The following is a 23,655-nucleotide window of genomic DNA, read 5'->3' on the forward strand; positions in this document are numbered from 1 at the left end:
TCCCCTCCGACTTCGGGTGCCATGCCCGGCGCGGTCAGATGAACGCGATGTTAATGCGCTGACTACGCGATGTCGGCGGTTCCGGCCGATGCCGTCTGCTCACGTCTGCGGCGCCACCCGTCGAACCAGCGCAAACGCCGCGCCGTCCTGCGGTTCGGCGCGCGACAGGCACTGCGCAGCCGGTCCATGTCGACGTGTTCGGGCGGCTCGACGCCGACGACCTCGAGGGGCCGGTCCTCCAACGAATGCAGCGGTGAGTCGGTGGTCAGAAGCGCGTACTGCCAGCCACCGGGCACGCCCACGATCCCCAGCGCCCGAGCCGCCTCGCGCAGGACATCGCCCAATTCTGCGGCCAGCAACTGGCGCACCATATCGGCACCGTGGCGAGGGTTGGCCAGCATCCACGAGTGGTAGGCGCCGGGCACCCGATAGAGGGTGCCGTCGGCGCGCTCGGCCATGTCTTCGGCGCTCTCGAACGGAACCACCAGATCGTTCTCGCCGTGCACGACGATGGTGGGCACGCTGTGCCGGCGCATCGCGTCCAACATCGGCGTGTAATCGCCGGACGTGACGATGGCCTGTATGGCACCCGGCAGTCCGAGCGGGGTCCGCACATTGCGGGCCAGCGCGGCTGCCATCTGCCGCATGTAGCGCCTGCGTTCGCGCGCAGGCAGCCGGCGCGGATCGGCTGGGGCGTCGTAGGCCGCGTTCAGCACCGCCTTCGCCGCCCTGCGGGGCGACCGGACCGGCGTGCGGATGGACTCGTCGAAGGGTGCGCCGGCGGCGGCGTTCAGCAGCACCGCCGCCAGCACCCGTTCTGGCGCGAGCGCCGCCAGCGCGACGAGCATCCGGCCGCCCATCGAATGGCCCATGAAGACGGCCTTGCCTATGCCGAGGGCATCAAGCGTGCGCAGCGTCAGGTCCACCCGATGGCTCAGGTCGGCCGCGTTGCGGGGCAGGTTGGGGGTGACGCCGTGGCCCGCCGCGTCGAGGGCCACGACCAGGAATCCCATTCCCGCCAACCGGCTCAGCAGTCGCACGTAGGCCCGCCCACTGAGGGCGATCCCGTGCAGAAACACCAGCGGCACACCCTTGCCGCCGATGGTCACGCCCACCTTGTGCCCGTCGTCGAGCGTGATGACCTCCTGCGACAGCCTGACCCGGGTAGCCGTGGCCGGTTGGCGGGCTACCGATGTCTGACTCACACAGTCATGGTTCCCCAACCGCGCACCCGTTGACCAACTCCGCAAATGTGGGCTTCATTACGGTCGGCTTTGCCGACGGCGCACCTCACCGGGCGGAGACCTGCGTGACGCCTGGGAACTATTTGTGTGTCCGAAACGATGTATATGGGGGATCATTGATCCAACACACGAGGAGAGGTGCGGTTATGCGCAAAAAGTGGACGCTCGCAGCTGCGATGGTGGGTGTGTTCGCCGCCATGACCGTGCCCGCAGGCATCGCGTCGGCCGAAGAGGACGCACAGGCAACCATCAAGCGGCTGCAGGACGAGGGCTACACGGTCAACATCGATCGAAGCGGATCCGCGCCGATGAGCGAATGCGTGGTGACCAACGTGCGCAACCCCAAGTCGGTGCAGCAGTGGGTGCCCTACATCGGCCCCGGCCGCAACGGCTTCGGCGGCGACCGCGCGCTGGTGCTGGAAACTGTCAGCCAGTCGATTTCGGTGACGCTGGACTGCAATCGCCGCTGACGCGGTTCTCTTTTCAACGACGGGAGAAGGCCCGGCCGGTGGCGGTACCGGCCGGGCCTTCTTTATGTGCGCGCCCTACGCCGGGGCAGGGACACGCTCCTGCGCCGGCTCTTCGGCACGCGACGAGTGGTCGTCGTCGACCATGGTCAGCTCGTCGAACGGATCCTCGCCCCGCAGCACGGTGTTGACCTTGGCCTTGTCGACGGTCTTGGTCCACGACCCGACGAGCAGGGTGGCGACGGCGTTGCCGGAGAAGTTCGTGACCGCGCGGGCCTCGGACATGAACCGGTCGATGCCGACGATCAGGCCGACGCCGTCCAGCAGATCGGGGCGGTGGCTCTGCAGACCGCCCGCCAAGGTGGCCAGGCCGGCACCGGTCACACCCGCGGCACCCTTGGAGGCGACGATCATGAACACCAGCAGGCCAATCTGCTCGCCGACCGACATCGGGCTGCCCATCGCATCGGCGATGAACAGGGACGCCATCGTCAGGTAGATCGCGGTGCCGTCCAGGTTGAACGAGTAGCCGGTCGGGACGACGACGCCGACGGTGCTGCGGTCCACACCCAGGTGCTCCATCTTGGCGATCAGCCTCGGCAGCGCGGACTCCGACGACGACGTCGAGAAGATCAACAGGTACTCGCGGGCCAGGTAGCGCACCAGCTTGAAGATTGACACCCCGGACACCACCCGCAGGATCGTGCCGAGCACACCGAAGACGAACAAGAGGCACGTGACGTAGAAGCCGAGCATCAGTGTCAGCAGTTGGGTGACCGCGGTCCAGCCGGTCTGTCCGACGACGTTGGCGATAGCGCCGAACGCGCCGATCGGCGCCAGCCACAGGATCATGACGAGGACCTTGAACACGAGCTTCTGCAGATGCTCGATGCCGCGCAGGATCGGCTCCCCCGCGCTGCCCATCGCCTGCAATGCGAATCCGACCAGAAGTGCGACGAAGAGCGCCTGCAGCACGCTGCCCGCCGTCAGCGCCGAGAACAGTGTGTCGGGAATGATGCCCTGGACGAAGTCCATCAGCCCGCCCGACTCGTGGGCTTTCTCGGCCAGCTCGGCGCCCTTGCCCGCGGCGGTCTCTGTGAGGTGCATGCCGCTGCCGGGGTGGATGATGTTGCCGACGACGAGGCCGATCGCGAGCGCGAACGTCGACATCACCAGGAAGTAGACGAAGGCCAGGCCGCCGACCTTGCCGACGGTGGCGGCTTTGCGCACCGATCCGATGCCGAGCACGATCGTGCAGAAGATCACCGGCGCGATCATCATCTTGATCAGCGCGACGAACATCGTGCCGAGAACGCCGACGCTCTTGCCGACCTCGGGAGCGAGGATGCCGACCGCGATGCCGACGAGCACCGCAACGATCACGGCGATGTAGAGCCAGTGCGTGCGGTCCTTTTTGCGGCGCGGCGGATCCGGGGGCTCGGATACCGGCGGTTGGCGGTCGATGACTGTCATGTGCGGGATACCTCCAGGTCGACATCGAATGTGATGTGCAAGTAGGTTCGCCCAGTACGTGAGCCAGGTCACGCTTAAGTTCATTACGTTCAGGGAGGGGGCGGACGGCATGGCTGAGGTGGTGACGACCCCCGACGGTCGTCACCTCGCGTACCTCGAGGTCGGAGATCCGCACGGCCCGCTCGTTCTGCACAATCACGGCGGCCCGAGCAGCCGGCTCGAGGCGCGCCTGCTCGCCGGCTCAGCGTTGAAGAACGGCTTGCGCCTCGTCTGCGTGGACCGGCCGGGGATGGGACAGTCCAGTGCCAAGAAGGCTCACTCGTACGCGGGCTGGGCCGACGATCTGGTGACGGTCGCCGACGCGTTGGGGCAGCGGGAGTTCGGTGTAACGGGCTGGTCGGAGGGCGGGCCGTGGGCGCTGGCCGCGGCCGCCTACATCGATCCCGCGCGGCTACGCCACGTCAGCAGCATCGCACCGGGCAGCTATGGCGCATTCGGGGACAACTCTGCTGCGCTTTACCTTTCGAAGGTCGACGCGCTCGGGGGCACCCTCGCCCTGCACTTCACACTTGGCTTTCGGCTCATGTACGCCGCCCTTGGGTTGGCCGCGAAACGGTTCCGCACCAGCTTCTCCAAGCAGATTCGGCAGAGCGTCAACGATTACGACCGCGAGCTTCTGCTTCGGCCCGAGATCGGCGAGGGGTTCGCCGACTCATGTGCCGAATGCTTCGCCCACGGTTCCGGCGGCCTGGTGCGCGACGCCGAACTCCTTTACCGCCGTTGGGCTTTCGACGTCAAGCAGATAGAGCGGCCGGTCCATGTGTGGCAGGGGCTGGACGACCTTCTCGTCCCGGACCCGATCAATAAGGCCGTGGCCGACGCGATGCCGGGCGCGGTGTGGAATCCCGTCGAGGGCGCAGGCCATTTCCTGGCCGTGGGCGCAGGGGACGAGATATTCGCTCTCGCAGCCGAGGAATTGGGCGCGCCGTGACCAGGTGGTGGCGCCGTCGTTCGGGCCGCTCGCGGCCGTGGCCACTGGCGACGCAGGCGATCGCGCTGCAGATCCTGGTGATCGCGGTCGTAGTGGCGGCAGGCAGCGGGTTGGCGCTGTTGGATGCCCGCCGAGACGGTGATGCCGCCGCACGCCAACAGGTGGTCGCGATCGCGACGGCGCTGGCCGACTCGCCGTCGACTGCCGCGGCGATCGAATCCGGAAGGGCCACCGAGATTTTGCAGCCCGTCACCGAGGCGGTGCGCTCCCACACCGACATCGCCTTCATCACGATCATGTCGCCGGACGGGACCCGCTTCACCCACACCGACCCCAAGCAGATCGGCGGCCACTACCTCGGAACCATCGAGCCTGCTCTTCGCGGTGAGACATTCACCGAGGTGTACACGGGCACACTCGGCCCGTCCATCCGCACCATCGTGCCGGTGCGCGACGGCTCAGGCGGGATCGTCGGCCTGGTGGCGGCGGGCATCACACAGCAGACCCTCGCGCAGCGCTGGCGATCGCAATGGCTGACGATCGCCGCGGTCAGCGTTGGGGCACTGGCGATTTCGTTGCTCGGCGTGTGGGCGATCCGACGACGGCTGCTGCGCCAGACCCACGGGCTGCGGCCCGACGAGCTGCGGGTGATGTACGAGCACCACGACGCGATCCTGCATTCGGTGTCCGAGGGCCTGATCGTGCTCGACCGCAGCGGGGTGGCACTGGTCAATGACGAGGCACGACGGCTGCTCGGCCTGCATCCGGGCCCCGTCTCCCGGGCGGATCTACCCGAGTTCCTGCAGACCTACAACCCTGGCGCCCGCGACGAGGTCCACGTCACCGACGAACGGGTGCTGGTGGTCAACCGCTCCCAGGTGGACAACCGGTCTCATGACTCGGAGGTCGTCACCATCCGCGATCGCACCGAACTGCAAGGGGCACTGGGCGAGCTCAGCTCGCTGCAGGTGCTGACGGACTCTCTGCGCTCGCAGGCACACGAGGCCGCCAACAAACTGCATACGGTGATCACCATGGTCGAGATGGGCCGTGACGACGAAGCGGTCAAGTTCGCGACCAATGAGCTCGAACTGTCGCAGCGCCTAGTGGACCGGCTCTCCAACGACGTCGGCGAACCCACGCTGGTCGCACTGCTTCTCGGCAAGACCGCGCAGGCCGATGAGCGCGGAATCGAATTGTCGGTCACCGAGGACACCCATCTGCCGTCGAACAGCGACGGCGTACCACTGTCGGGTCAGGAGATGGTCACCGTGCTGGGCAACCTGATTGACAACGCCATGGACGCGTGCGATCGCGAAGACCCGTGGGTCGAGGTCACCGTCAGCCAGGACGACCACACTCTGCTCATCCGGGTGGCAGACAGCGGCCCCGGCATGGACGCCGCCACCTTCGAGAAGGCCATGCAGCGCGGCTACTCGACCAAGTCCGGCACCGACGCCGAACAACACGGCCTCGGGCTGGCGCTCGTCGCGCAGGTCGTCAAGCGCCACAACGGAACCCTTTCCGCCGACGTGACGTACGGGTCGGTTGTGACGGTGACGGTGAGCGGCTCGTGATCAGCGTGTTGATCGTCGAGGACGAACCGTTGATCGCCGAGGCGCATCAGGCGTACCTGCAACGGCTGGAAGGCTTCACGGTGACGGCCGTCGCCCACACCGCCCGCGAGGCGATGCGTGCGGCCGGTGAAGCGGCGGCGAACGAGATCCCGATCGACCTGGTGCTGCTCGATATCGGACTCCCCGACGCCAGCGGTATCGCGCTGGCATCTGGTCTGTCGGGTCTGCGGCCCGCACCGGACATCATCGCCATCACGTCGGAGCGCGACCTGGAGATGGTCCGCGCCGCGGTCGGCCACGGCGCGCTGGCGTATCTGCTCAAGCCCTTCACGTTCGCGGCGTTCCGCGACCGACTGGAGCGCTACCAACGCTACCGGGAGGCCCTGCCCGCGGGCACCGACGCCGCCAGCCAGGCCGAGGTTGACCGTGCGCTTGCCGAATTACGGGTGACCGGCGGTCGATCCGCAGCCCCGAAGGGTGCGGCCGCCGGCACCAACGACGAGATCGCCCGTGCGGTAAGGGATTCCGCCGATGGGATCACCGCCGACGCGGTCGCCAAGCAGGTCGGCGTTTCCCGGGTGACGGCGTGGCGCTACCTCGAGCGCCTCGCCGACGAAGGGACCGTGACCCGGCACACCGACTACGGCAAGGCAGGCAGGCCGAAGACCCGATACCAGTGGCGCTGAGGACTGACTAGACGCCTGCCGGCTCGAGCTTGCGAAGCCCGGGGATCGTGCTCAGGTTCATCGCCATCAACTCGGCCTCGAGTTCGGCGGAGTCGACGGCGACGGACATCACCGTGATGGCACCCGCGTGGTCAGCGATGTACAGCCGACGGCTGTCCGGGCTGACCGCGACGCATGACGGTTCCTCGGTCACGGTCAGCGTGTCGACGACCGAATTGGTCTCGGTGCACAGCACGGCGACGTGCTCGTAGTCGGCGATGTAGAGGCGGTTCCCGTCGGAGCTCAGCGCCATCTGCATGGGTGCGCCGCCGATACCGACCTTGGCGGTGACCTCGTTGATCGCGGTGTCGATGATGTCGACCGAGCCGCCCCAGTGGGTGTCGAAGCCTGCGACGTAGACCAGAGCGCCGTCATGGCTCAGCGCGACGTCCCTGATCGGTGCCGCAACGGGGACCTCCCGGATGACGCGACCCTTGGCCGCATCGACGACCAGCAGCTTGCCGCTGTCGGCGTCGGAGGTGCCGACGTAGACGAAGCGGCCGTTGGGGCTGACCCGCACGGCGTCCACCGTGCGGCCGACACCGTAGGCGATGTCGATGGTCTGGATTCGGCCGAAGGTGTTGATCACGGCGAGGCCGATGACGTCCTCTCCGGCCTGGCCGACGAAGATCCGAGTGCCGTCCGGGCTGACCGCTACATTCGTCGCGGTGCCCGCTACGGGGTGGTTGGCGATGACTCGCTTGTGCTCGGTGTCGATGACTGCGACCGAGTCGTATTTGTGCCCCGAGATCGTCACGTAGGCGCGCCGATCGCCTGCGACCACCATGTGCGGCTCAACGACGGGCATGTCGATGTCGGCCTCGACGGTCATGGCGTACGCGTCGATGACAGAGACGCTGCCGTCGCCGTAGTGGGTCGCGACGATCGTGGTGCCGTCGGGGCTGACGGCGAGGTCAGCGATCGGGCCGCGGTCGACGTCGACCGTGCCGAGAACGACGAAGTCCTGCTCGACGGCCGTCGCCTCGGTCGCGTTCGCGTTCGTGCTGACAGTGTTCTTATGCATGACGGTATTTGCCCTGTTCATCGGTGCTTGTGCCGGTTGTGGCTACGTCCGGCGATGACATATGTCTTACTGCGCTTGGTCAGCGCAGGTCTTGTTCGAGTGTAGCGACGAAAATTCGCCCACCGAGAAACGTTGTCGGCATATTGTCGCCGACTCCTTATCTGTCTCAGGCGACGCTTAGAAATCTATTCGTTATGAATTCGTTATCCCGCTCTGGCAAGCAGAGAAGCATTGTTTGAAGTGCTGATACGCGTGACGGGCAACCGCCAAATACCAATGTGACGAATGAGGTCCAACAGCCGATTCTTACTTTTTATCGGAAAAGTGAGATACAGAACACACCGCGACACTTCAGCAAACTCGTGTCGGGCCTCGCCGCAGGCGTCGGGGGGTCCCCCGGCGGTCCCGTCGGCGACCCTCCAGCCGTCGGTGGGGCCGGTCGGGCGTTCGCTGGAGACGCACGGATGCGACAAATGAATCTCCTGATTCGGGGCACGGGCGCGCGTCCGGCAGTGAAGTATCGAACCCGCGGACCGCAACGCCACCCGAGAGGAACACATGAATCGCCGTCTCGGCATTCTCATCATCGCGATCCTGGCCTTGGCCGGCTGTAGCCGCGATGCGTCGCCGCCCGCCGCACAGTCCACCCCGCCGACAGAAGCCACGTCATCTGCCGTCGCGCAGAGTCCGACCGGTGAGGGCGGTCCGACGGGTGAGGGCGGCAACATCCCCGATCCCTGCGCCTTGCTGAGTGAAGCCGACGTCACCACCCTCACCGGTCGCGACGTCACCCAGATCGACAAGGACGGCGCAGACGCGACCGCATCGACCCGTTACTGCCAGTGGCAACAGCCCTCGGGGCAACTCGCGGTATTCCTGTCACGCGCGACGAGCGACGACTTCGCGGTCGCCCGGGCGGACTCGCCGTCGATTCCGGGAATCGGCGACGACGCCTACTGGCGGGACGGCCACCTGTATGTACTCATCGGCGGCGCCCAACTTGACGTGTATGCGCGCGGAGGCGACGATCAGCAGAGCCAGGCCGAGGCGGAAAAGGTTGCGGGAGCGCTCATTCCGAGAGTGCCTGCCTTCTCCTGATCTGCCGTCCACTCAGAACGGCAGCCGGATGCCCCCGAGGATCCCGGCGATGTTCGGCAGGGGTGGTGGTGGCGGCAGCGCAGGCATCACAGGCGGTGGCGGCAATGCGGGCAACTGTGGAGGCGGAGCCGCGGGCAGAGCGGGCAACTCCGGTAATACCGGCGCCTGCACGGGCGGAGCCACCGGCGCCGCCGGGATCTCGGGTGCGACGAACGCCGGGGCCGGTATGGCGTCAGGTTTCGGCATGTTCAGGATCGGTGCCTGTGCGGGCGGATCGATCTTCGGCGGCACGATCTTCGGCAGGATGTCAGTCCGCGGCAGGTCGGCTTTGGGCATGTCAGCCGGCTTGGGCAGGTCGACGGGAGCCGGCTTCGGCAGGTCCAGCGGTGCCGGCTTGGGCAGGTCCAGCGGTGCGGGCGTCGGCACGTCCACCGGTGCGGGTTTCGGCGAATCGGCCGTTACTGGATTCGCCAGCGGGGCCGGCTTCCACCATCCCGGTGTCATTCCGGCAACCGGAGTGGCCGGAGCCGCCTTGTCCATCGCGGGCGCCGGTGCGGTGATCGACGGTGTGGTTGCTGCAGGCACCGGCGGCGGCAACGGTCCCGGTCCTGCCGCCGGTTGCGCGGGTAGCGCCGGGCCCTGTTGTGGTGCGGCGAGGGTCTGTGCGTTCGGCACGGAGGCCGCCGGTTGCGGGGTGGCCAGCGGCGCGCCGGTGGAGTCGAACGAACCGGCGTTGACCGGCGGGCCGCCGACGCCGTACGGGCTGCGCTGGTCTATCGGAGCCGTGCCGAATGGCCGGATGTTGGCGGCCTCTTGGGCGCCGTCGTCCATGCCGGTCGGGATCGCGACAATGAAGTTCATCCCGGTCTGCACCGGGTTCGGGAAGTACAAGATGCTCGCCTGGGTCGGCGCGCCAGGGCTGATCGTCCGGTCGTAACCGGCTTCCACCAGCACCCGCGTCGGCGCATCCAGCATCGTCACCACCGGACTCGGCACCCCCGCCTGGTCGAGCGGCATCAGCAGGGGCAGGTGACGACTGGGAATCAAGTAGTAGTCGGTGTCCCCGTACGAGCCCTGGTAGAGCGCGTCGCCAAGGCCGACGCTCTGATAGTCGCCGTGCACATAGTGGATGCCCGCGATGGCATTCGCGGTGGAGAGCGGGTTGAGCGGGTTGTTGGGGAAATCGGAGTAGCCGTCGTACTGCCGGGTGATGTCGACGGTCTTGAAATCGGTGTCGGTGGGGGTGGCGCCGTCGAAGGTGACCCCGAGGATGGGGATGTTGAGGCCTTCGAAGCGCTCGAGGATGCCGCCGTTTGGCCGGTTCGGGTTGCCGATCAAGACGAACGACACCGGCAGCGTCGAGCCTGCGGCGGCGAGATTGCCCTTCTGAATCGACGCGATTCGCGCGCTTTGCGAATAGCCGAACACGACGAGCGCCTCGCCCGCGGGTTGTGCGTTGATCGCCTGATCGAGGTTGGTCACGCCCTGCCCGACCGACTGATCGAATGGCATCGCGCCTGACACCGGCATGAATTGCTCGGGTGTGCTGACCGCAGTTGGTGTGCACGAGCCGGCGCCGCAGAATCCGGTCAGCACGATGTAGTCGTTGTTGGCGTCGGCGGTGTAGCCGTTGATGAACTCCTGGCTGTCCTGCGGCGTGCTCAGCGGATGCCCGGTGCCACCCATGATCAACGCGGTCGCGGTGAGCGCGACCAGCGCCGTCATGGTCTGCACGCCCGCAAGCACGACCGTGGACGCGATCGACAGCACGACGACACCAACGGAATAGAAGACACGGCGCACGGCAAGCCCCCAGAGCCAGTTATTGCGTTTGGACGTCCCCGTAGCGCCGAGCCACCCGCATGTGGCTCAAGTGAATTCTGCGACTCATTTGGTTTGCTCGCAACCATTTGCCCAAATTCACCGGTCGGCACATCGACCCGTGGATGCCCCGAACGGCAGTGCCTCTCGCCGGCTTTCGCTAGTTTCGGCGTCGTGGCCGACCTCATGAACCGCCAGATCCTGCTCCGCCGCCGCCCCGATGGGCTGGTCAAGCCCGACGACACCGAGCTGGTGACCGGGCAGGTACCCGAGCCGAAGGACGGTGAGGCCCTGCTCCGCACCACGTATGTCGGCATAGACGCGGCCGCCCGAACCTGGCTCGACGACCAGCCGGGCTACCTTCCGCCGGTGCAACTCGGAGAGGTCATCCGCGCGGCAGGCATCGGGGAAGTGGTGGCATCGCGGTGTGACGCCTACGCCGTCGGCGACGTCGTCACGACACTGACCGGTTTCCAGGATTACGTGATCATTCGCGACGACATATTCGCCACCCCGGTGGTCGGGTACACCGACCAGCTGGCGGTCATGTCGGTATACGGACCGACCGGCGCCACAGCGTATTTCGGCATGACCGGTGTCGGTCGACCACAGCCAGGGGACACGGTCGTGGTGTCGGCGGCGGCGGGGGCCACCGGCTCGGTGGCCGGGCAGATCGCGAAGATCGCAGGCGCGCGGGTGGTCGGCATCGCCGGCGGTCCGGATAAGTGCCGCGCGGTGGTCGTCGACTTCGGTTTCGACGCGTGCATCGACTACAAGAGCGACGACGTGCGGGCTGCGCTCAAAGCGCACTGCCCGCGAGGCGTCAACGTCTACTTCGACAACGTCGGCGGACCGATCCTGGACGCGGTGTTGGGCAGGCTGGCACCGAAGGCGCGGGTTGTGCTGTGCGGTGTCATTTCGAGTTATCTCACCGGCGAACACCCCGGCCCGGCGAACTACGTGAACCTGTTGTCGAAGACGGCGACCATGCAGGGGTTCAATGCGCTCGATGAATGGGGCCGCTTCGAAGAAGCCTTCGCCGCACTGAGCGGCTGGGAGCGAGACGGCCTGCTCGCCCATCGCGAGACGGTTTTCGACGGTCTCGAGTCGTGCGTGGACGCACTCAACGGGCTCTTCACCGGCGCGAACATCGGCAAAATGCTGGTGAAGGTCAGCGAACCAACGCCGGCCTAGCCGCGAGCAGTCGCATATGTACCCGAAAAGCGGCCGAAAAGGGGACTTTTGCGTCTGCTGGACGGAGAACTAGCGGAGCCCACGACGCCTCGTCGTGGGCCCGCCAGGTCATGCGCTGGGCTGCAACACCGTCAGTCGCAGTGCGGCCGCGGTCGCAGGCCCGACGATCCCGTCCACCTTCAGGCCCGGAGTGCGACGCTGGAACGCCCTCACCGCCGCTTCGGTCTGGGGCCCGAAGTCGCCGTCCACGGTCACCCCCAGCTGGCGTTGAAGCGCAGCGACCTGCGCACCCTCCGAACCACGGAAGAGCAGGACGTCGGCATAGACACCGACCGGAACGGGTGGCCGCGGCGTCGGGGCAGTGCCGGACTCGGTGCCGATTCGAGCCTGGATGTCAGCGCGCAAGATGTCCATGTCGATCGCACCGGGGTCCCATTTCCCTTGTGCCCGACCGGCATACTCCTTGTGGCCGATGGTGCGCGCCGAGGTTTGTGACAGTCGGCGGTTGATTGCCGCGCAGCAGTTCACCAGTGCGAAGTACTGCGCGTCGGGCCAATGCGTGCGATGTCGGGCCGTCGGACTGGTACCGCTGTTGGCGCATTCGATACCGATCATGTGCCAGTTGCCCATATTGGTCGGAAGCCACGGATACATGCCGACACCCGCGTGCCACGCGACGCCGACCGCTACCACGGTCACCGTGCCGTCGCGGGCGATGTGCAGCTGCGACAGCGGGCCTGCCAGATCGGGACGACCGTTCGCTATCGACGCAGCGGTGGCATTGTCGGATCCGGTGTGGTGCACCATCACACCGCGGATGTCTTTGAAGTCGCCGTGGCCGCGGTTCTGCCAGCCGGGGTATTCGACCAAGTTGACACCCTCGGCGCGCAGTACGTCGGCGATCCACACCGGGTCGCCGGTCCAGATCTTCGTCTGTGCCATAACCGGATGGTACGGCGGCACGCCGACAGCTGCGTGCGCGCACGAGCATCGCCAAATCGACTATCTTGCAACCAGTTTGCCGGAAGCTGAGTCAGCTGACTTCGATCCGATGAACAGACCGTGACGGGCTGCGACGGGCGCGTCTGCTCAGCGCGCAAGCAATCGAAACACCCTTAGCCATCGCCGCCACGGGCTGCTTCGCTCACGCCTGTTGTTGAATGCCAAGCACCCGCAACAGGTCCGGCTTCATCTCCTGCAGCTGGGCTCCCCAATAGCCCCAGCTGTGGGTGCCGTTCTCGGGGAACTTGAAGACCGCGTTGCGTCCGCCTGCGGCGATGTACTTCTGCTCGAACAGCTTGTTCGTGTCCAGCGTGATGGTCTCCAGATACTGCGCGCTGAACTGGGTGCCGAAGTTCCCGTCGTTGGCATCGAGGTCAGAGATTGCCCCGTTACCGCAGTAGACCCAGACGGCCGTTCGGTTGGCCACCAGCGTGTTGATGTTGACCATTGGGTCGTTGCGGCGCCAGGCCGGATCGCTGGTGGGTCCCCACATGTTCATCGCGTTGTACCCACCGGCGTCCTTCATCGAAAGACCGATGAGCGTCGGCCACAAGCCCTGCGAAGGGTTGAGAAAGCCCGACAATGAGCTGGCGAAGATGAACTGCGCCGGATGCCAGATGGCCAGCGTCAGTGCCGCACCGCCCGACATCGACAGGCCGACAACGGCATTGTTGTACGGATCCTGCCCCTTGTTGGCCTGCAGGTACGTCGGCAGTTCCTGGGTCAGGAACGTCTCCCACTTGTAGGTCTGCGTGCCTGAGCTTCCCACTGCCGGTTGGTACCAGTCGGAGTAGAAGCTGGACTGGCCGCCAACGGGCATGACGACCGAGATCCCCGACTGGAAGAACCATTCGAACGCTGTGGTGTTGATGTCCCAGCCGCTCGCATCGTCCTGGGCGCGCAGACCGTCCAACAGATACACCGCGTGCGGGCCACCGCCCTGGAACTGAACCTTGATGTCGCGGCCCATGGCGGCCGACGGAACCTCGAGGTATTCGACAGGCAGCCCCTCACGGGAGTAGGCCGAAGCATTCTGAGCCGAGATCATTCCGACAGCCAGGGTCAGCAGCACCACCGACGCCACTCCGACCGCATACGACCACGCCCGGAAGGACCTGCTGACCACGCGTTCCGCCACCATCACCGCCACACCTCATCCGTCTCGGGCTTGCCTTCGCGCAAGGTAGCAACGGGCGCGAGGAATCGAACGGCGCAGCGCGGCACGTGATCGGCTTGTTATCAACAAGTTCCGAGATCGTGAGGTCGGTCAGCGCGAACAATCCAGCGACACGGTGACGGTCCGCTTCACAACGACCGGGATGAAATCGCGGTCACCGCGCCCACCGACGCGCACGAGTTCCGTCCGCTCACGGGGATTGCGGACGTCGGTGACCTCGCACTGGTTCAGCGGCGCGCTGCCGACGCGGTCGAGCTTGACGTCGAACCCCTGCGCCTCGAGCTGACCGATGGTGATGGCAGCCGATTCGGCGTGCGCCGGGATGGCCAATGACAGGGCCGCGGCCGCGAGGCCAGTGCCGATGAGCGCGGAACCGATGATCGTCTTCATGGGAAACCTTTGTTCGGGCGACCCAAGGGCCGCTCTTGTTTGACGACCTCATGCTGCTGCGAACGGGCAGGTCGGCGCTTGGAGGCCAGGTGGAGATTCCGTGGAGATTGCAGGTAGACGTCAAACTTGCAGGTCGAGAGCTAGCCCGACGCCACTACCGAGCTCGCGCTCCACGGCGCGAGCGGAGCCCCACTGTCGCCCCGGAATTCCTCGGGCAGCTCCTCGACGACATGCCACGTCGCGGCGAGCCTGCCCAGACCCACACACATCGCGCAGTGAAGCCCCAGCGCGACGATCTGGTCTTCGGTGAAATACCCACGGAGACCGTCGTATACGGAATCGTCGATCGACAGATGGTTGGTGGCGAAGAGGTCGGCGAACCGCAGCGCCTCGCGTTCGGCATCCGTCAGGTCGGGCGCCTCTGCCGGCCGCTCCAGCGAGCACACCGCATCTTCGGTGAGCCCATCGTCGATGGCGCTCTGGTAGCGGATCGACATACAGCTGCGGCACTGGTTGTGGAATGCGATCCGCAGCCTGACCAGCTCCATCAACCGAGGCGCCAGCCCACCCGACTCGCGAATAGCCGCGGTGACCCCGCCGACGGCGGCCGCGACATCGGGAAGGCGAGACATGATGCCCGCGACGCCCAGGTTGATGCGATCGCCCCGGCCGAGGTCGGTGGTCGGTATCGCAGCGAAAGCGTCCGAAGATTCGAGGCGGGCCATGGGTCCTCCGATCACCTAGGTCGCAGTGAGCGTAATCCTTTCGTCATCGGTCGACGCGGCGCTGCTGGGTATCCATCCGCTATGCCAACTGTTTCTCGAACCTTCTCCGTGAGCCCGCCACCGGCCAAGGTCGTCGACTATCTCAAGGATTTCGCTAACGCCGAAGACTGGGACCCCGGTACACAGACATGCACCCGCACCGGTGGCGGCGCGCTCGCCGAGGGCGCGTCGTGGCACAACGTGTCCAACATCTTCGGGGTGACGGCGGAGCTGACCTATGTGCTGTGCGAACTGACCGACAGCAAGCTGGTGTTCGTCGGCACCAACAAGTCGTCGACGTCGATCGACACGATCACGGTTGTGCCCGACGGCCCAGGCTCAAAACTCACCTACCGTGCCGACCTGGAGATGAACGGGGCAGCCAAACTGCTGAATCCGGTCATGAAGCTGGTTTTCGAGAAGCTGGCCACCGACATCGAGAAGCAGATGGTCACCGTCCTCAACCAACTGAACTGATCGGGCCATCCAGACGGTGCCCGACACCGAATACCGGCCATGGGGGTCGACGTGCCTGAAAGCGGCTGTGTGCTGGTACTGCCGGGGGGCAAGATGCGCAGCGACCGGTCGTCGCGGAGTTGGCAGCTCGCGAATCTCCGGATGGCGATCTTCGCCGCTGCGCTTCGTCGCCGACTCAGCCCGAACATCGAGGTACGACGGGTGCGATACCGGCTGCGCGGGTGGAACAGTCCGCGGCTCGACGCGCTCCACGACGCCCAGGCAGTTCTCGACCGGGCTCGCGACCGATTCGAGCCGGCACAGATCGCTGTGGTCGGCCACTCCATGGGTGGCCGGGTGGCCGCGCACCTGGCGGCCCGCGCAGACGTCGGCTCCGTCGTCGCGTTGGCCCCCTGGTGGGTCGGAGACGACGCGAATCTCATTCCCGTCACCACCCGGCTGCTCGTCGTGCACGGCACCACGGACACCTGGACCGATCCGCGGGCGTCACTCGCTCAAACGCGCCGCGCGCAGCAGCGCGGGGTCGACGCGGAATGGGTCGGCTTGGACGGCGCCGGTCACTACATGGTTCGCCGGTGCCGCGAATGGCACCGCCTCACCGCCGAGTTCGTCGCAGAACAGCTCGACATGGCGAGCCCGCCGCCGATCAGCTGAACTGAGTCTTCGGCCGCGCCAACGCAACACCGTCGACGACGACGTCGAGCTTCTCGTTGTAGAACGCCACCATGCCCGCGATCGGCGCCACCGCCGGAAGCGGATAGTGATACGTCCAGGCCAGGTCCTGGTGCAGCGTATCGCCGATCAGCACCGACCAGTAGCCCGACGTCGTCCCCTTGTAGGGGCAGAGCGTCTCCGTCGCGCTTGGCTCGAGATGCTCGAACGCTACGTCGGTCGGATCGATGTAATACCTTGTCGGCAAGCCGGTTTCGAACAGCAGCACCGGGGCGGCGGTGTCGGCGAGCACGACGCCGTCGAGCTGCACCCGGATGCTGCGGTGTGACCGCAGTGCGTCGACACGCGCGTACGGATTGCGCGGGTGGCCGTAGATCGGCTCGTCCTCCTCGAACCACCGCAGCCGATCCCAAACGAATCGCACCGTGCCCGCGACGGGTCCGTCGTCGAAGACCCGCGCCGCCTTCTCGTGTGTCTGGCCTGCGCCTGCCAGCGAATGCAGCCGTGACGAACCGAGCTGCACCTTTTGTGGATGGTTCTCGTCGCGCAGGAATTCCGTGCGCACATCGGCGAGTGGGATGTAGTACTGCGGGTAGTACGGCACTTCCCATACGTAGCGGGCCGCGGTGGTGTCGAAAACCAGCTCATGTCCCAGATATCCGCGCACGCGCCGCGGCGCGGGCTCGATCCGTCCGCGGGCTGCGGCCATCTCCGGGTAATCGCGCTCATCGCTCATAAGGCCATGATGTCTCGGGAATGCGGCGCGCACATCCGGTGTCGTTGTTATCGACCAAGAGGATGAGGCATATGCGAGTCGGAGTGACATTCCCGCAGACCGAGCTCGGCGGCGATCCCGGCGCGGTGCGCGCATATGGCGAACGGGTGGAGGAGCTCGGCTTCGACCACATCCTGGTCTATGACCACGTCGTCGGCGCCGACCCGGCGGTGCACGAGGGGTGGAACGGCCCCTACGACGTGCACACCACGTTCCACGAGCCGTTTGTCATGTTCGGCTACCTGGCCGCCGTCACCCGATCGGTCGAGCTCGTCACCGGGGTCATCATCCTGCCGCAGCGCCAGACGACGTTGGTCGCCAAGCAGGCGGCAGAGGTCGACCTGCTCAGCGGCGGGCGGTTGCGGCTCGGTATCGGGGTGGGCTGGAACGCCGTCGAGTACGAGGCGCTCGGTGAGGATTTCGGTAACCGCGGTAAGCGCTCTGTCGAGCAGATCGAGCTGCTACGGCGGCTGTGGACCGAGCAGTCGGCGACGTTCGACGGCGAGTTCCACAACGTGACCGGTGCCGGTATCGCACCGCTGCCGGTACAGCGTCCGATTCCGGTGTGGGTCGGGACGGCGTCTGCACCGGGCTACAAACGCGCGGGCCGACTGGCCGACGGGTGGTTTCCGATGATGGCACCCGGGCCCGCGCTCGACGACGCCCGCGCCGTCGTCGAAAGCGCAGCCGCAGAATCGGGGCGGGACCCGTCGGCGATCGGAATGGAAGGCCGCGTCGATTGGCGTGGCGATGCCGACTCCGTGGCCGATCGACTCGCCGAGTGGGCAAAGGCGGGCGCCACCCACGCCTCGGTGAACACGATGGGCGCCGAGCTGAAAACCGTCGACGATCATCTGGCAGCACTCGCCCAAGTCGCCGAATCGCTGCCCCCGGCCTCGGGTGATTAGTTGCGCGTCGCCGACCCATCCGACTGCCTCGAGACTGTGGGGAGATCGCGATGCCGTAGGTTTTCGCGATCTGTGAGCAGGCTCGGCGTCGCTGCCAGCGCTTCGAAGCCCGCGGCGGCCGCCTTCGCGCGATAGCGCTCAACGAAACTCCGGCAGCTCCTGTCGTCGCTTTGGGCCCGCGCCAGCAGCGCCCGCGACCGCAGCAGAGGGAATTCGTGCAGAACGAAGCCGGGATCCGTAGGTACGGCGGCAAGTCGGTCGGTCACCGCCTGCGCTTCCCGTAGGTCACCGGCGGATCCGCGACGAACCAGCAGGTCCACCAGAACGGCGGTGGCCCGTCCGCGCCAAATCATGTCGCCGCTTTCGTATGCGCCGTCCACGACGGCGCGCGCCAACTCGATGGCGCCATCGAGATCACCGGTGCGGGCCTTCTCGATCGCGAACTCGGGGTCGACGATCGTCAACGCGCTCAACGAGAACCGCTCCGTCATGGCGGCTTCGCGGGCTTGACTGAACAGGTCGAGGCCCGCCGCGCGTTCCTGGCCGTCACGACTCACCAGGGCCAGGCCTCGGCTGAGTCGGCCCATGCCCAATATGAAATCGTCACTGGTCTGCTCGGCGATCCGCAGTGCTTCGGCGGTTTCGCGCATGGCGGTCGAATCCGGCGGCAGGGCCCCGAACGGGATTGCGGCAACGTATTTCCACAGCAAGGCGAAAACGTAGCTTGTGGGGTCGAGCGGAGCGGCCATCGCGATCGACTCGGCGGCGTCGTCCAGCCAGTCCGGCTTTCCCAGGCACATCTTGACGTGCCCGCGCATGGCGATCGCCGTGCTGAGTGGCGAGCCCACTATCAGGTTGCCTTTGGTGGGATCGCCGTCCGCCAGGTCAACGAGGCGATCTGCCAATCGCAGGGCCTCGATCATCTCGCCGGCCTGATTCTTGGCGTAGATGGACGCGAACAGCAGAGCGACGGTCAGCGTCGAGTCGCCGATTGATTCCAATAGTTCGCTGAGCTCCGAGGCCACTTGGGCCGCCTCGGGGAACCGATTGCAAAGCGTCAACACCATGATGTAGCCGGCCATCGAGATCGCCAGCGATACCTTGTCGTCGGCCGCGGTGCACAGTTCCCGCAGTTCGTCGAAGCCGGTGTCGGCGACGCTGCCGCCGGCACGCCATACGGTGCCGCACAGCAACGTTCGTGACGCGATCTGCATCGATGCCCGATCCGGGGCGTCGGCGGGCAGCAGGTCGGCGACCTGGCGAGCCCTCTGCCAGCTGGCCCTGGCCGCACGCACGTCTCGAGCGACCAGCCAGCCGCCTGCGCGCATATGCCAGCTGAAGGCGGCAGTCAGATCCCCTGCTGCCTCCAAGTGCTCGGCGATCAGAGCGGCGTTCTCGTCGACCGAGCCCGGCTCGTTCTGTTCGATCGCGTCTGCCAACCGACGGTGGAGCTTGGCACGCCCGGACTTCAACTGCGACTCGTATGCCACGGCGCGGATCAGCGGGTGCCGAAACGCATACTCGACGCGCGCAGTCGACGTCACCCGGTCGATGAGCTCCGCCTGCAACAACTCGTCGATGGCATCCGATCGGTGGTTCGCGTCGATCAAGGACGAAAGCAGGTCGGCCCGAAACCGCGCACCGATGACGGCAGCGGCATACAGGTACTGCTTGGCCGGCGTGCTCAGCCGGTCGATACGGGCGGCGATGGTGGCCTGCAGCGTGCCGGGAACACCGATGTCTGCGGCGTCGTCACGACAGAGATATGCGCCGCGCTCGCCGTTGAGCACACCGCGTTCAGCCAGATCCCGCACCATCTCCTGGGCGAAGAACGGGTTCCCGGCAGCCCGCTCGGAGATTCTGGTGGCGAGCGCCTGCACCGACGGGTGAGGGCCGAGCAGCTCGGCCGTCAATGCCGATGTGTCCGAAGGGTTCAGCGGCGCAAGGGAAATCGTCTGACAGCCCGGTATCCGGGAAAGCGCGCCACGGTATTCGGGGCGGTAGGTGACCATGACCAGTGAACGGCTCTGCGGTACGACCGTGACGAAGTCGGCAAGCATCGCTTCGCTCACCTCGTCGATCCAGTGCACGTCCTCGATCACATACAGCACCGATGCGGTCTGGCGCAGCGTGGCCGCATTCAGCAGAGCCGCCAGCCGACGCCGGCGAGCATCTGCGGTGATCGCCGGTGGTGCGACATCGGGATCGCCGATTCCGAGTAGATCGTCCAGCAGCAGCAGGTCCTCCGGGTTGGCGTCGGGGATGGTTGCCCGCACCCGCGCGCGACCCTCACGCTCGTCGACGTTGCCGAGTCCGAAAACCGTCCGCAGCAGCCGGGCGACAACGTGGAAGGGGACCTCGCGAGTATGGGATTCACACGACACGGTGAAGACCATCACCCCGCGACCGGTGGCCAGCGTCTTGGCCTCGCGCACGATACGGCTCTTGCCGATCCCGGGTAAGCCGACCACCCCGGCTGTGCACCCGGCACCGTCGATCGCCCGATCGAGGATGGCGGTGACGTTGTTCATCTCCTGGGTGCGCCCGACGAGGGTCGGTTCGCGGCGACCGATCCGCTCGGGTGCGGCGGCGGTGCCAAACAGCCGACGCGCGGGTAACGGTTCCTCGGCCCCTTTCACATAGACGCGCTCGGGCGGACCAAGCACGGTGGCGTGTTCGACCAGCCGCGCGGTGGACTCACCAAGCATCACCCCGCCGGGTGGGGCGACCGACTCCATCCGCTGGGCGAACACCACCTGTTCCCCTACCGCGGTGTACCCCGTTGCGCCAGAGCCGATTTCGCCTGCGATCACCCGTCCAGAATTCAGCCCGACCCGGAGCAGCAGATCGACGCCGTCGCGGCGCTGCACTTCGCCGGCGAGCTGCGCGATCTGTTCCTGGATGTCCAGGGCCGTCAGGCACGCTCGAAAGGCGTGATCCTCCATCGCGACCGGTGCCCCGAAAAGGGCCATGATCCCATCGCCAGTGAACTTGTCCACCGTGCCGCCGTAGCACCGGGTGGTGTTTGCCGCAAGGCCGAAGACGTCGGCCATCATCTCGCGCAGGCGCTCGGTGCCTACCGCCGAAGCGATGGCCAACGAACCGACGACGTCGGCGAACAACACTGTGACTTCCTTGAACTCCGCCGGTTCTCCAGGTTCCGGCGCAGGCGCCCCACAGCCGTCGCAGAATCGGGCGCGGTGGCGCAGCTCTGTGCCGCATGTCCGGCACATCGCGCCCACCAGCCCCATTTCTCCTCCAACCGTGATCAGCGGCGCCGACCACTCTTTTGGCAACCCTAAAGCTCACCCGCCGCCAAAGCGCGCTTTTTTACACCGTCGCCGATTCCGCCACCTGGGCAGAAGGACGTGCGATTGTTCGAATTCGAGTAGTCGACTACCTGCGCTGACTGTGGTCGCGGCGCGAACAATCAGGGCAATCGTCGACCTGAGCCGACGTGTTGGGTCACCATCTGCCAGACGGAGGTACCGAGATGAACAGCGAGGCGTTGGCTGCCTTGGACCGGCGTGAGTTTGCCCAGGCGCTGAAGTTGCTGGAAGACGATCTCGCCGTGCAGCCCGAGGCCGAACTGCACGCACTTGCGGGCCTCGCGAACTTCCAGCTCGAGCGTTACGAGGAGGCGGCGCGGCACTACACGGCGGCGCTTCAAATCGATGGGGCGCACAGCGCCTGGCGTTCCATGCTCACGGTCGCACAGGCGAACGCGACGGCAGGCGTCAACGTGCATGTGCCTGCGCTGCAGTACTTCGACGCCGATGAGCTTCTGGCACCCGCCTCGGTAAGCGAAGGTGCGCTGCCGTCGCCCCTGCCGCCTGCGCGCAGAGCCGGCGGCTTCAAGCGGCTGTGGCTGTGGCTGGGCTGGTTGATCGGGGCCGTCGGGACACTCGTGCTCAATGGCCTCACCTACCTGGTGGGACGGATCAGCGGGTACCGCGACAAGATCTGGACCAACTGGTACCGCAAGAAGATGGTGATCGGCGTTTTGACGTTGGCATACATGCGGGAGCGGCTCAACAAGCACAACCTGTCCAGCAGCTACCCGAAGGGTTCCCTTGTCGGCTTTCAACCTGCAGGTCAGAAGCCGCCCCCCGGCGTGACGCATTTCCGCACCGCCGACGGAACCTGGAACAACCTCGCCGACCCGAAGGAGGGTGCGGCAGGCACACGCTTCCTGCGCAACGTCGAGCCATCGGCCATCGTGACCGAGACGCAGGAGCAACTGCTCACGCCGAACCCGCGTGAGATCAGCCACCGGTTGTTGACGCGCGATCGCGATTCCGATGGCCTGCCGACGATGAAGGAAGTGCCATTCCTCAACCTTCTCGCCGCAACATGGATCCAATTCATGAACGGCGACTGGATCAACCACGGCGAGATCGTGTTCGACGACGTGATCGAGGTGCCACTGCCCGATGACGATCCGGCGCGCAATCGCTACCGGCAGAGCGCGATGTTCGTCGGCAGAACACAGCCCGACCCGACGCGCCGTGACGGTGAGCCCGCCGTCACGAGTTCGATCAACGAGGTCACGCATTGGTGGGACGGGTCGCAAATCTACGGCAGCGACCAGGCCACGCAGGACCGGCTACGCAGCGGTGTGCTCGGCAAGATGCGAATCCAGCGCAACGGCACGCTCCCGGTGGACGAATCGGGCGTGGAGGACACCGGATTCAGGCGCAACTGGTGGGTCGGCCTTTCGATGATGCACGCCCTTTTTGTCGCCGAACACAACGCCATCTGCGACATGCTGCACGCCGCTCACCCGGAATGGGACGGCGATGACAATCGCCTCTTCAACGTCGCGCGTCTCATCAACGCCGCCGTGATGGCCAAGATCCACTCGGTCGAATGGACGCCGGCCATTCTGCCCAACAAGATCCTCGACCTCGGACTGAACGTCAACTGGTACGGCTTGGCGACCTACATGTTCCGAAAGGGCAAGAAGCGAAGGACGTTGTCCGAGATCAACATCCGCAATGCCGAGCTCGGCGGCATCGTCGGCAACCCGTCCGACAAGCACGGCCAACCGTTCGGCCTGACCGAAGAGTTCGTCGAGGTCTACCGGCTGCACTCGATGCTGCCGGAGACACTGCGGTTGCGCCGTCGCGGCGACGACGACGTCGTCGAGGAGTTGCCGTTCCCCGAGACGCGCCAGAGCGGCTCAACGGGGGTGACGGCGCGTCACCCGATGTCCGACCTGTTCTACTCGTTCGGCAATCAGCTGCCGGGTGCACTGCAGCTCAACAACTTTCCGCGTTTCCTGCAGGATTTGAGCATCCCGGGCAATCCGTTCTTCGACGTCGGAACGGTGGATGTCTTGCGCGCGCGCGAACGCGGCGTGCCGCGTTACAACGAGTTCCGACGCCAGCTCGGGCTGAATCCGATCGAGAGCTTCGACGACCTCGCCGATGATCCCCATATCCGGTCTGAGCTGAAGGCGATCTACGGCGACAAGCCAGAAGACGTCGAGCAGCTCGACCTACTGATCGGCACGCTTGCGGAGGGCCATCGGCCCAGCGGCTTCGGCTTCGGCGAGACCATGTTCCAGATCTTCATCCTCAACGCCAGTCGCCGATTGCAGGCCGATCGTTTCTACACCGACTGTTACCGCGAGGAGTACTACACCGCGGAGGGCATGCGCTGGATCGACCAGACCGACTTCAAGGCGGTGATACTGCGCCACCACCCCGAACTTGCCGACACCGGGCTGGCGAACGTCAAGAACGCCTTCGAGCCGTGGGACGAAACGCCCATCCTGGATCCCACGCGCCATCCCTTGCGCGCCAGCGACTCCGAAACCAAAGACAACCCGTGGCTCGGCGACGGATACCGCCGCGCGTCAGCTTAGGAGGGAG

General features: G+C 66.1%; 20 protein-coding genes. 10 read left to right on the top strand and 10 right to left on the bottom strand.

Annotated elements, in window-relative coordinates; genetic code table 11:
- Window positions 1-62: 62 nt before the first annotated feature.
- Window positions 63-1,205, bottom strand: coding sequence for an alpha/beta fold hydrolase (locus D6M19_RS00135; RefSeq protein ID WP_164478262.1), 1,143 nt, complete (start codon window positions 1,203-1,205; stop codon window positions 63-65).
- A gap of 185 nt (window positions 1,206-1,390) precedes the next feature.
- Here D6M19_RS00135 and D6M19_RS00140 point away from each other — a divergent pair, with 185 nt between their 5' ends.
- The gene (locus tag D6M19_RS00140; protein ID WP_123023154.1) at window positions 1,391-1,714 is read left to right on the top strand and encodes a hypothetical protein; all 324 of its coding nucleotides are present in this window, start codon (window positions 1,391-1,393) and stop codon (window positions 1,712-1,714) included.
- Window positions 1,715-1,789: 75 nt separating this feature from the next.
- Here D6M19_RS00140 and D6M19_RS00145 read toward each other — a convergent pair whose 3' ends face one another.
- Window positions 1,790-3,184 carry a cation:dicarboxylate symporter family transporter gene (locus tag D6M19_RS00145; RefSeq protein WP_123023155.1) on the bottom strand — a complete coding sequence of 465 codons (1,395 nt, stop codon included), beginning with the start codon at window positions 3,182-3,184 and terminating at the stop codon, window positions 1,790-1,792.
- A 109-nt stretch (window positions 3,185-3,293) separates the two neighbouring features.
- Here D6M19_RS00145 and D6M19_RS00150 point away from each other — a divergent pair, with 109 nt between their 5' ends.
- Genes D6M19_RS00150 through D6M19_RS00160 form a run of 3 tightly spaced genes read left to right on the top strand, consistent with a single transcriptional unit; the run spans window position 3,294 to window position 6,438 of the window.
- Window positions 3,294-4,175 (top strand): alpha/beta fold hydrolase, encoded by an 882-nt coding sequence (locus tag D6M19_RS00150; protein ID WP_123023594.1) that lies wholly within the window; start codon window positions 3,294-3,296, stop codon window positions 4,173-4,175.
- The gene (locus D6M19_RS00155) at window positions 4,172-5,752 is read left to right on the top strand and encodes a sensor histidine kinase (protein WP_123023156.1); all 1,581 of its coding nucleotides are present in this window, start codon (window positions 4,172-4,174) and stop codon (window positions 5,750-5,752) included. The genes D6M19_RS00150 and D6M19_RS00155 overlap by 4 nt, the downstream gene beginning before the upstream one ends.
- Window positions 5,749-6,438 carry a response regulator gene (locus tag D6M19_RS00160; RefSeq protein ID WP_123023157.1) on the top strand — a complete coding sequence of 230 codons (690 nt, stop codon included), beginning with the start codon at window positions 5,749-5,751 and terminating at the stop codon, window positions 6,436-6,438. The genes D6M19_RS00155 and D6M19_RS00160 overlap by 4 nt, the downstream gene beginning before the upstream one ends.
- A gap of 7 nt (window positions 6,439-6,445) precedes the next feature.
- On the opposite strand, the gene D6M19_RS00165 is transcribed toward D6M19_RS00160, so the two are convergent.
- Complete coding sequence (locus D6M19_RS00165) at window positions 6,446-7,501, bottom strand: MmpL3/TtfA transport complex stabilizer (protein ID WP_164478263.1); 1,056 nt, start codon at window positions 7,499-7,501, stop codon at window positions 6,446-6,448.
- A gap of 558 nt (window positions 7,502-8,059) precedes the next feature.
- On the opposite strand from D6M19_RS00165, the gene D6M19_RS00170 reads away from it, so the two are divergent.
- Window positions 8,060-8,599, top strand: coding sequence for a DUF3558 family protein (locus D6M19_RS00170; RefSeq protein WP_123023159.1), 540 nt, complete (start codon window positions 8,060-8,062; stop codon window positions 8,597-8,599).
- A 12-nt stretch (window positions 8,600-8,611) separates the two neighbouring features.
- Here the strand turns inward: D6M19_RS00170 and D6M19_RS00175 are convergent, their stop codons facing one another.
- Complete coding sequence (locus D6M19_RS00175; RefSeq protein WP_123023160.1) at window positions 8,612-10,402, bottom strand: PE-PPE domain-containing protein; 1,791 nt, start codon at window positions 10,400-10,402, stop codon at window positions 8,612-8,614.
- 192 nt (window positions 10,403-10,594) lie between these two features.
- Between D6M19_RS00175 and D6M19_RS00180 the strand changes: the two genes are divergently transcribed.
- Window positions 10,595-11,614, top strand: a complete 1,020-nt coding sequence (locus tag D6M19_RS00180) for an NADP-dependent oxidoreductase (RefSeq protein ID WP_123023161.1) — start codon at window positions 10,595-10,597, stop codon at window positions 11,612-11,614.
- A gap of 108 nt (window positions 11,615-11,722) precedes the next feature.
- Here D6M19_RS00180 and D6M19_RS00185 read toward each other — a convergent pair whose 3' ends face one another.
- The 4 genes from D6M19_RS00185 to D6M19_RS00200 all read right to left on the bottom strand — a co-directional run bounded on the left by D6M19_RS00185 (window position 11,723) and on the right by D6M19_RS00200 (window position 14,908).
- Window positions 11,723-12,556: a peptidoglycan recognition protein family protein gene (locus D6M19_RS00185; protein WP_123023162.1), complete on the bottom strand. Its 834-nt coding sequence runs from the start codon at window positions 12,554-12,556 to the stop codon at window positions 11,723-11,725.
- 202 nt (window positions 12,557-12,758) lie between these two features.
- The gene (locus D6M19_RS00190) at window positions 12,759-13,664 is read right to left on the bottom strand and encodes an esterase family protein (protein WP_123023595.1); all 906 of its coding nucleotides are present in this window, start codon (window positions 13,662-13,664) and stop codon (window positions 12,759-12,761) included.
- A 219-nt stretch (window positions 13,665-13,883) separates the two neighbouring features.
- Window positions 13,884-14,183 (bottom strand): hypothetical protein, encoded by a 300-nt coding sequence (locus D6M19_RS00195; RefSeq protein ID WP_123023163.1) that lies wholly within the window; start codon window positions 14,181-14,183, stop codon window positions 13,884-13,886.
- A gap of 140 nt (window positions 14,184-14,323) precedes the next feature.
- Window positions 14,324-14,908 (bottom strand): carboxymuconolactone decarboxylase family protein, encoded by a 585-nt coding sequence (locus D6M19_RS00200; RefSeq protein ID WP_123023596.1) that lies wholly within the window; start codon window positions 14,906-14,908, stop codon window positions 14,324-14,326.
- Window positions 14,909-14,989: 81 nt separating this feature from the next.
- Here D6M19_RS00200 and D6M19_RS00205 point away from each other — a divergent pair, with 81 nt between their 5' ends.
- Both D6M19_RS00205 and D6M19_RS00210 read left to right on the top strand, forming a co-directional pair.
- Window positions 14,990-15,424 carry an SRPBCC family protein gene (locus tag D6M19_RS00205; RefSeq protein ID WP_123023164.1) on the top strand — a complete coding sequence of 145 codons (435 nt, stop codon included), beginning with the start codon at window positions 14,990-14,992 and terminating at the stop codon, window positions 15,422-15,424.
- Window positions 15,425-15,463: 39 nt separating this feature from the next.
- Window positions 15,464-16,078, top strand: a complete 615-nt coding sequence (locus tag D6M19_RS00210; RefSeq protein ID WP_123023165.1) for a dienelactone hydrolase family protein — start codon at window positions 15,464-15,466, stop codon at window positions 16,076-16,078.
- On the opposite strand, the gene D6M19_RS00215 is transcribed toward D6M19_RS00210, so the two are convergent.
- Entirely contained in the window at window positions 16,071-16,832 is a 762-nt protein-coding gene (locus D6M19_RS00215; RefSeq protein ID WP_123023166.1) for a DUF427 domain-containing protein, read from the bottom strand. The genes D6M19_RS00210 and D6M19_RS00215 overlap by 8 nt on opposite strands.
- A gap of 71 nt (window positions 16,833-16,903) precedes the next feature.
- Here D6M19_RS00215 and D6M19_RS00220 point away from each other — a divergent pair, with 71 nt between their 5' ends.
- Window positions 16,904-17,779: an LLM class F420-dependent oxidoreductase gene (locus D6M19_RS00220; protein WP_123023167.1), complete on the top strand. Its 876-nt coding sequence runs from the start codon at window positions 16,904-16,906 to the stop codon at window positions 17,777-17,779.
- On the opposite strand, the gene D6M19_RS00225 is transcribed toward D6M19_RS00220, so the two are convergent.
- Window positions 17,776-21,030, bottom strand: coding sequence for an ATP-binding protein (locus D6M19_RS00225; protein WP_123023168.1), 3,255 nt, complete (start codon window positions 21,028-21,030; stop codon window positions 17,776-17,778). The genes D6M19_RS00220 and D6M19_RS00225 overlap by 4 nt on opposite strands.
- A gap of 242 nt (window positions 21,031-21,272) precedes the next feature.
- Between D6M19_RS00225 and D6M19_RS00230 the strand changes: the two genes are divergently transcribed.
- Window positions 21,273-23,648, top strand: a complete 2,376-nt coding sequence (locus D6M19_RS00230) for a peroxidase family protein (RefSeq protein ID WP_164478264.1) — start codon at window positions 21,273-21,275, stop codon at window positions 23,646-23,648.
- Window positions 23,649-23,655 lie beyond the last annotated feature (7 nt).

The organism is Mycolicibacterium stellerae (assembly GCF_003719305.1).
In the GTDB taxonomy this organism is placed as follows: Bacteria; Actinomycetota; Actinomycetes; order Mycobacteriales; family Mycobacteriaceae; genus Mycobacterium; species Mycobacterium stellerae.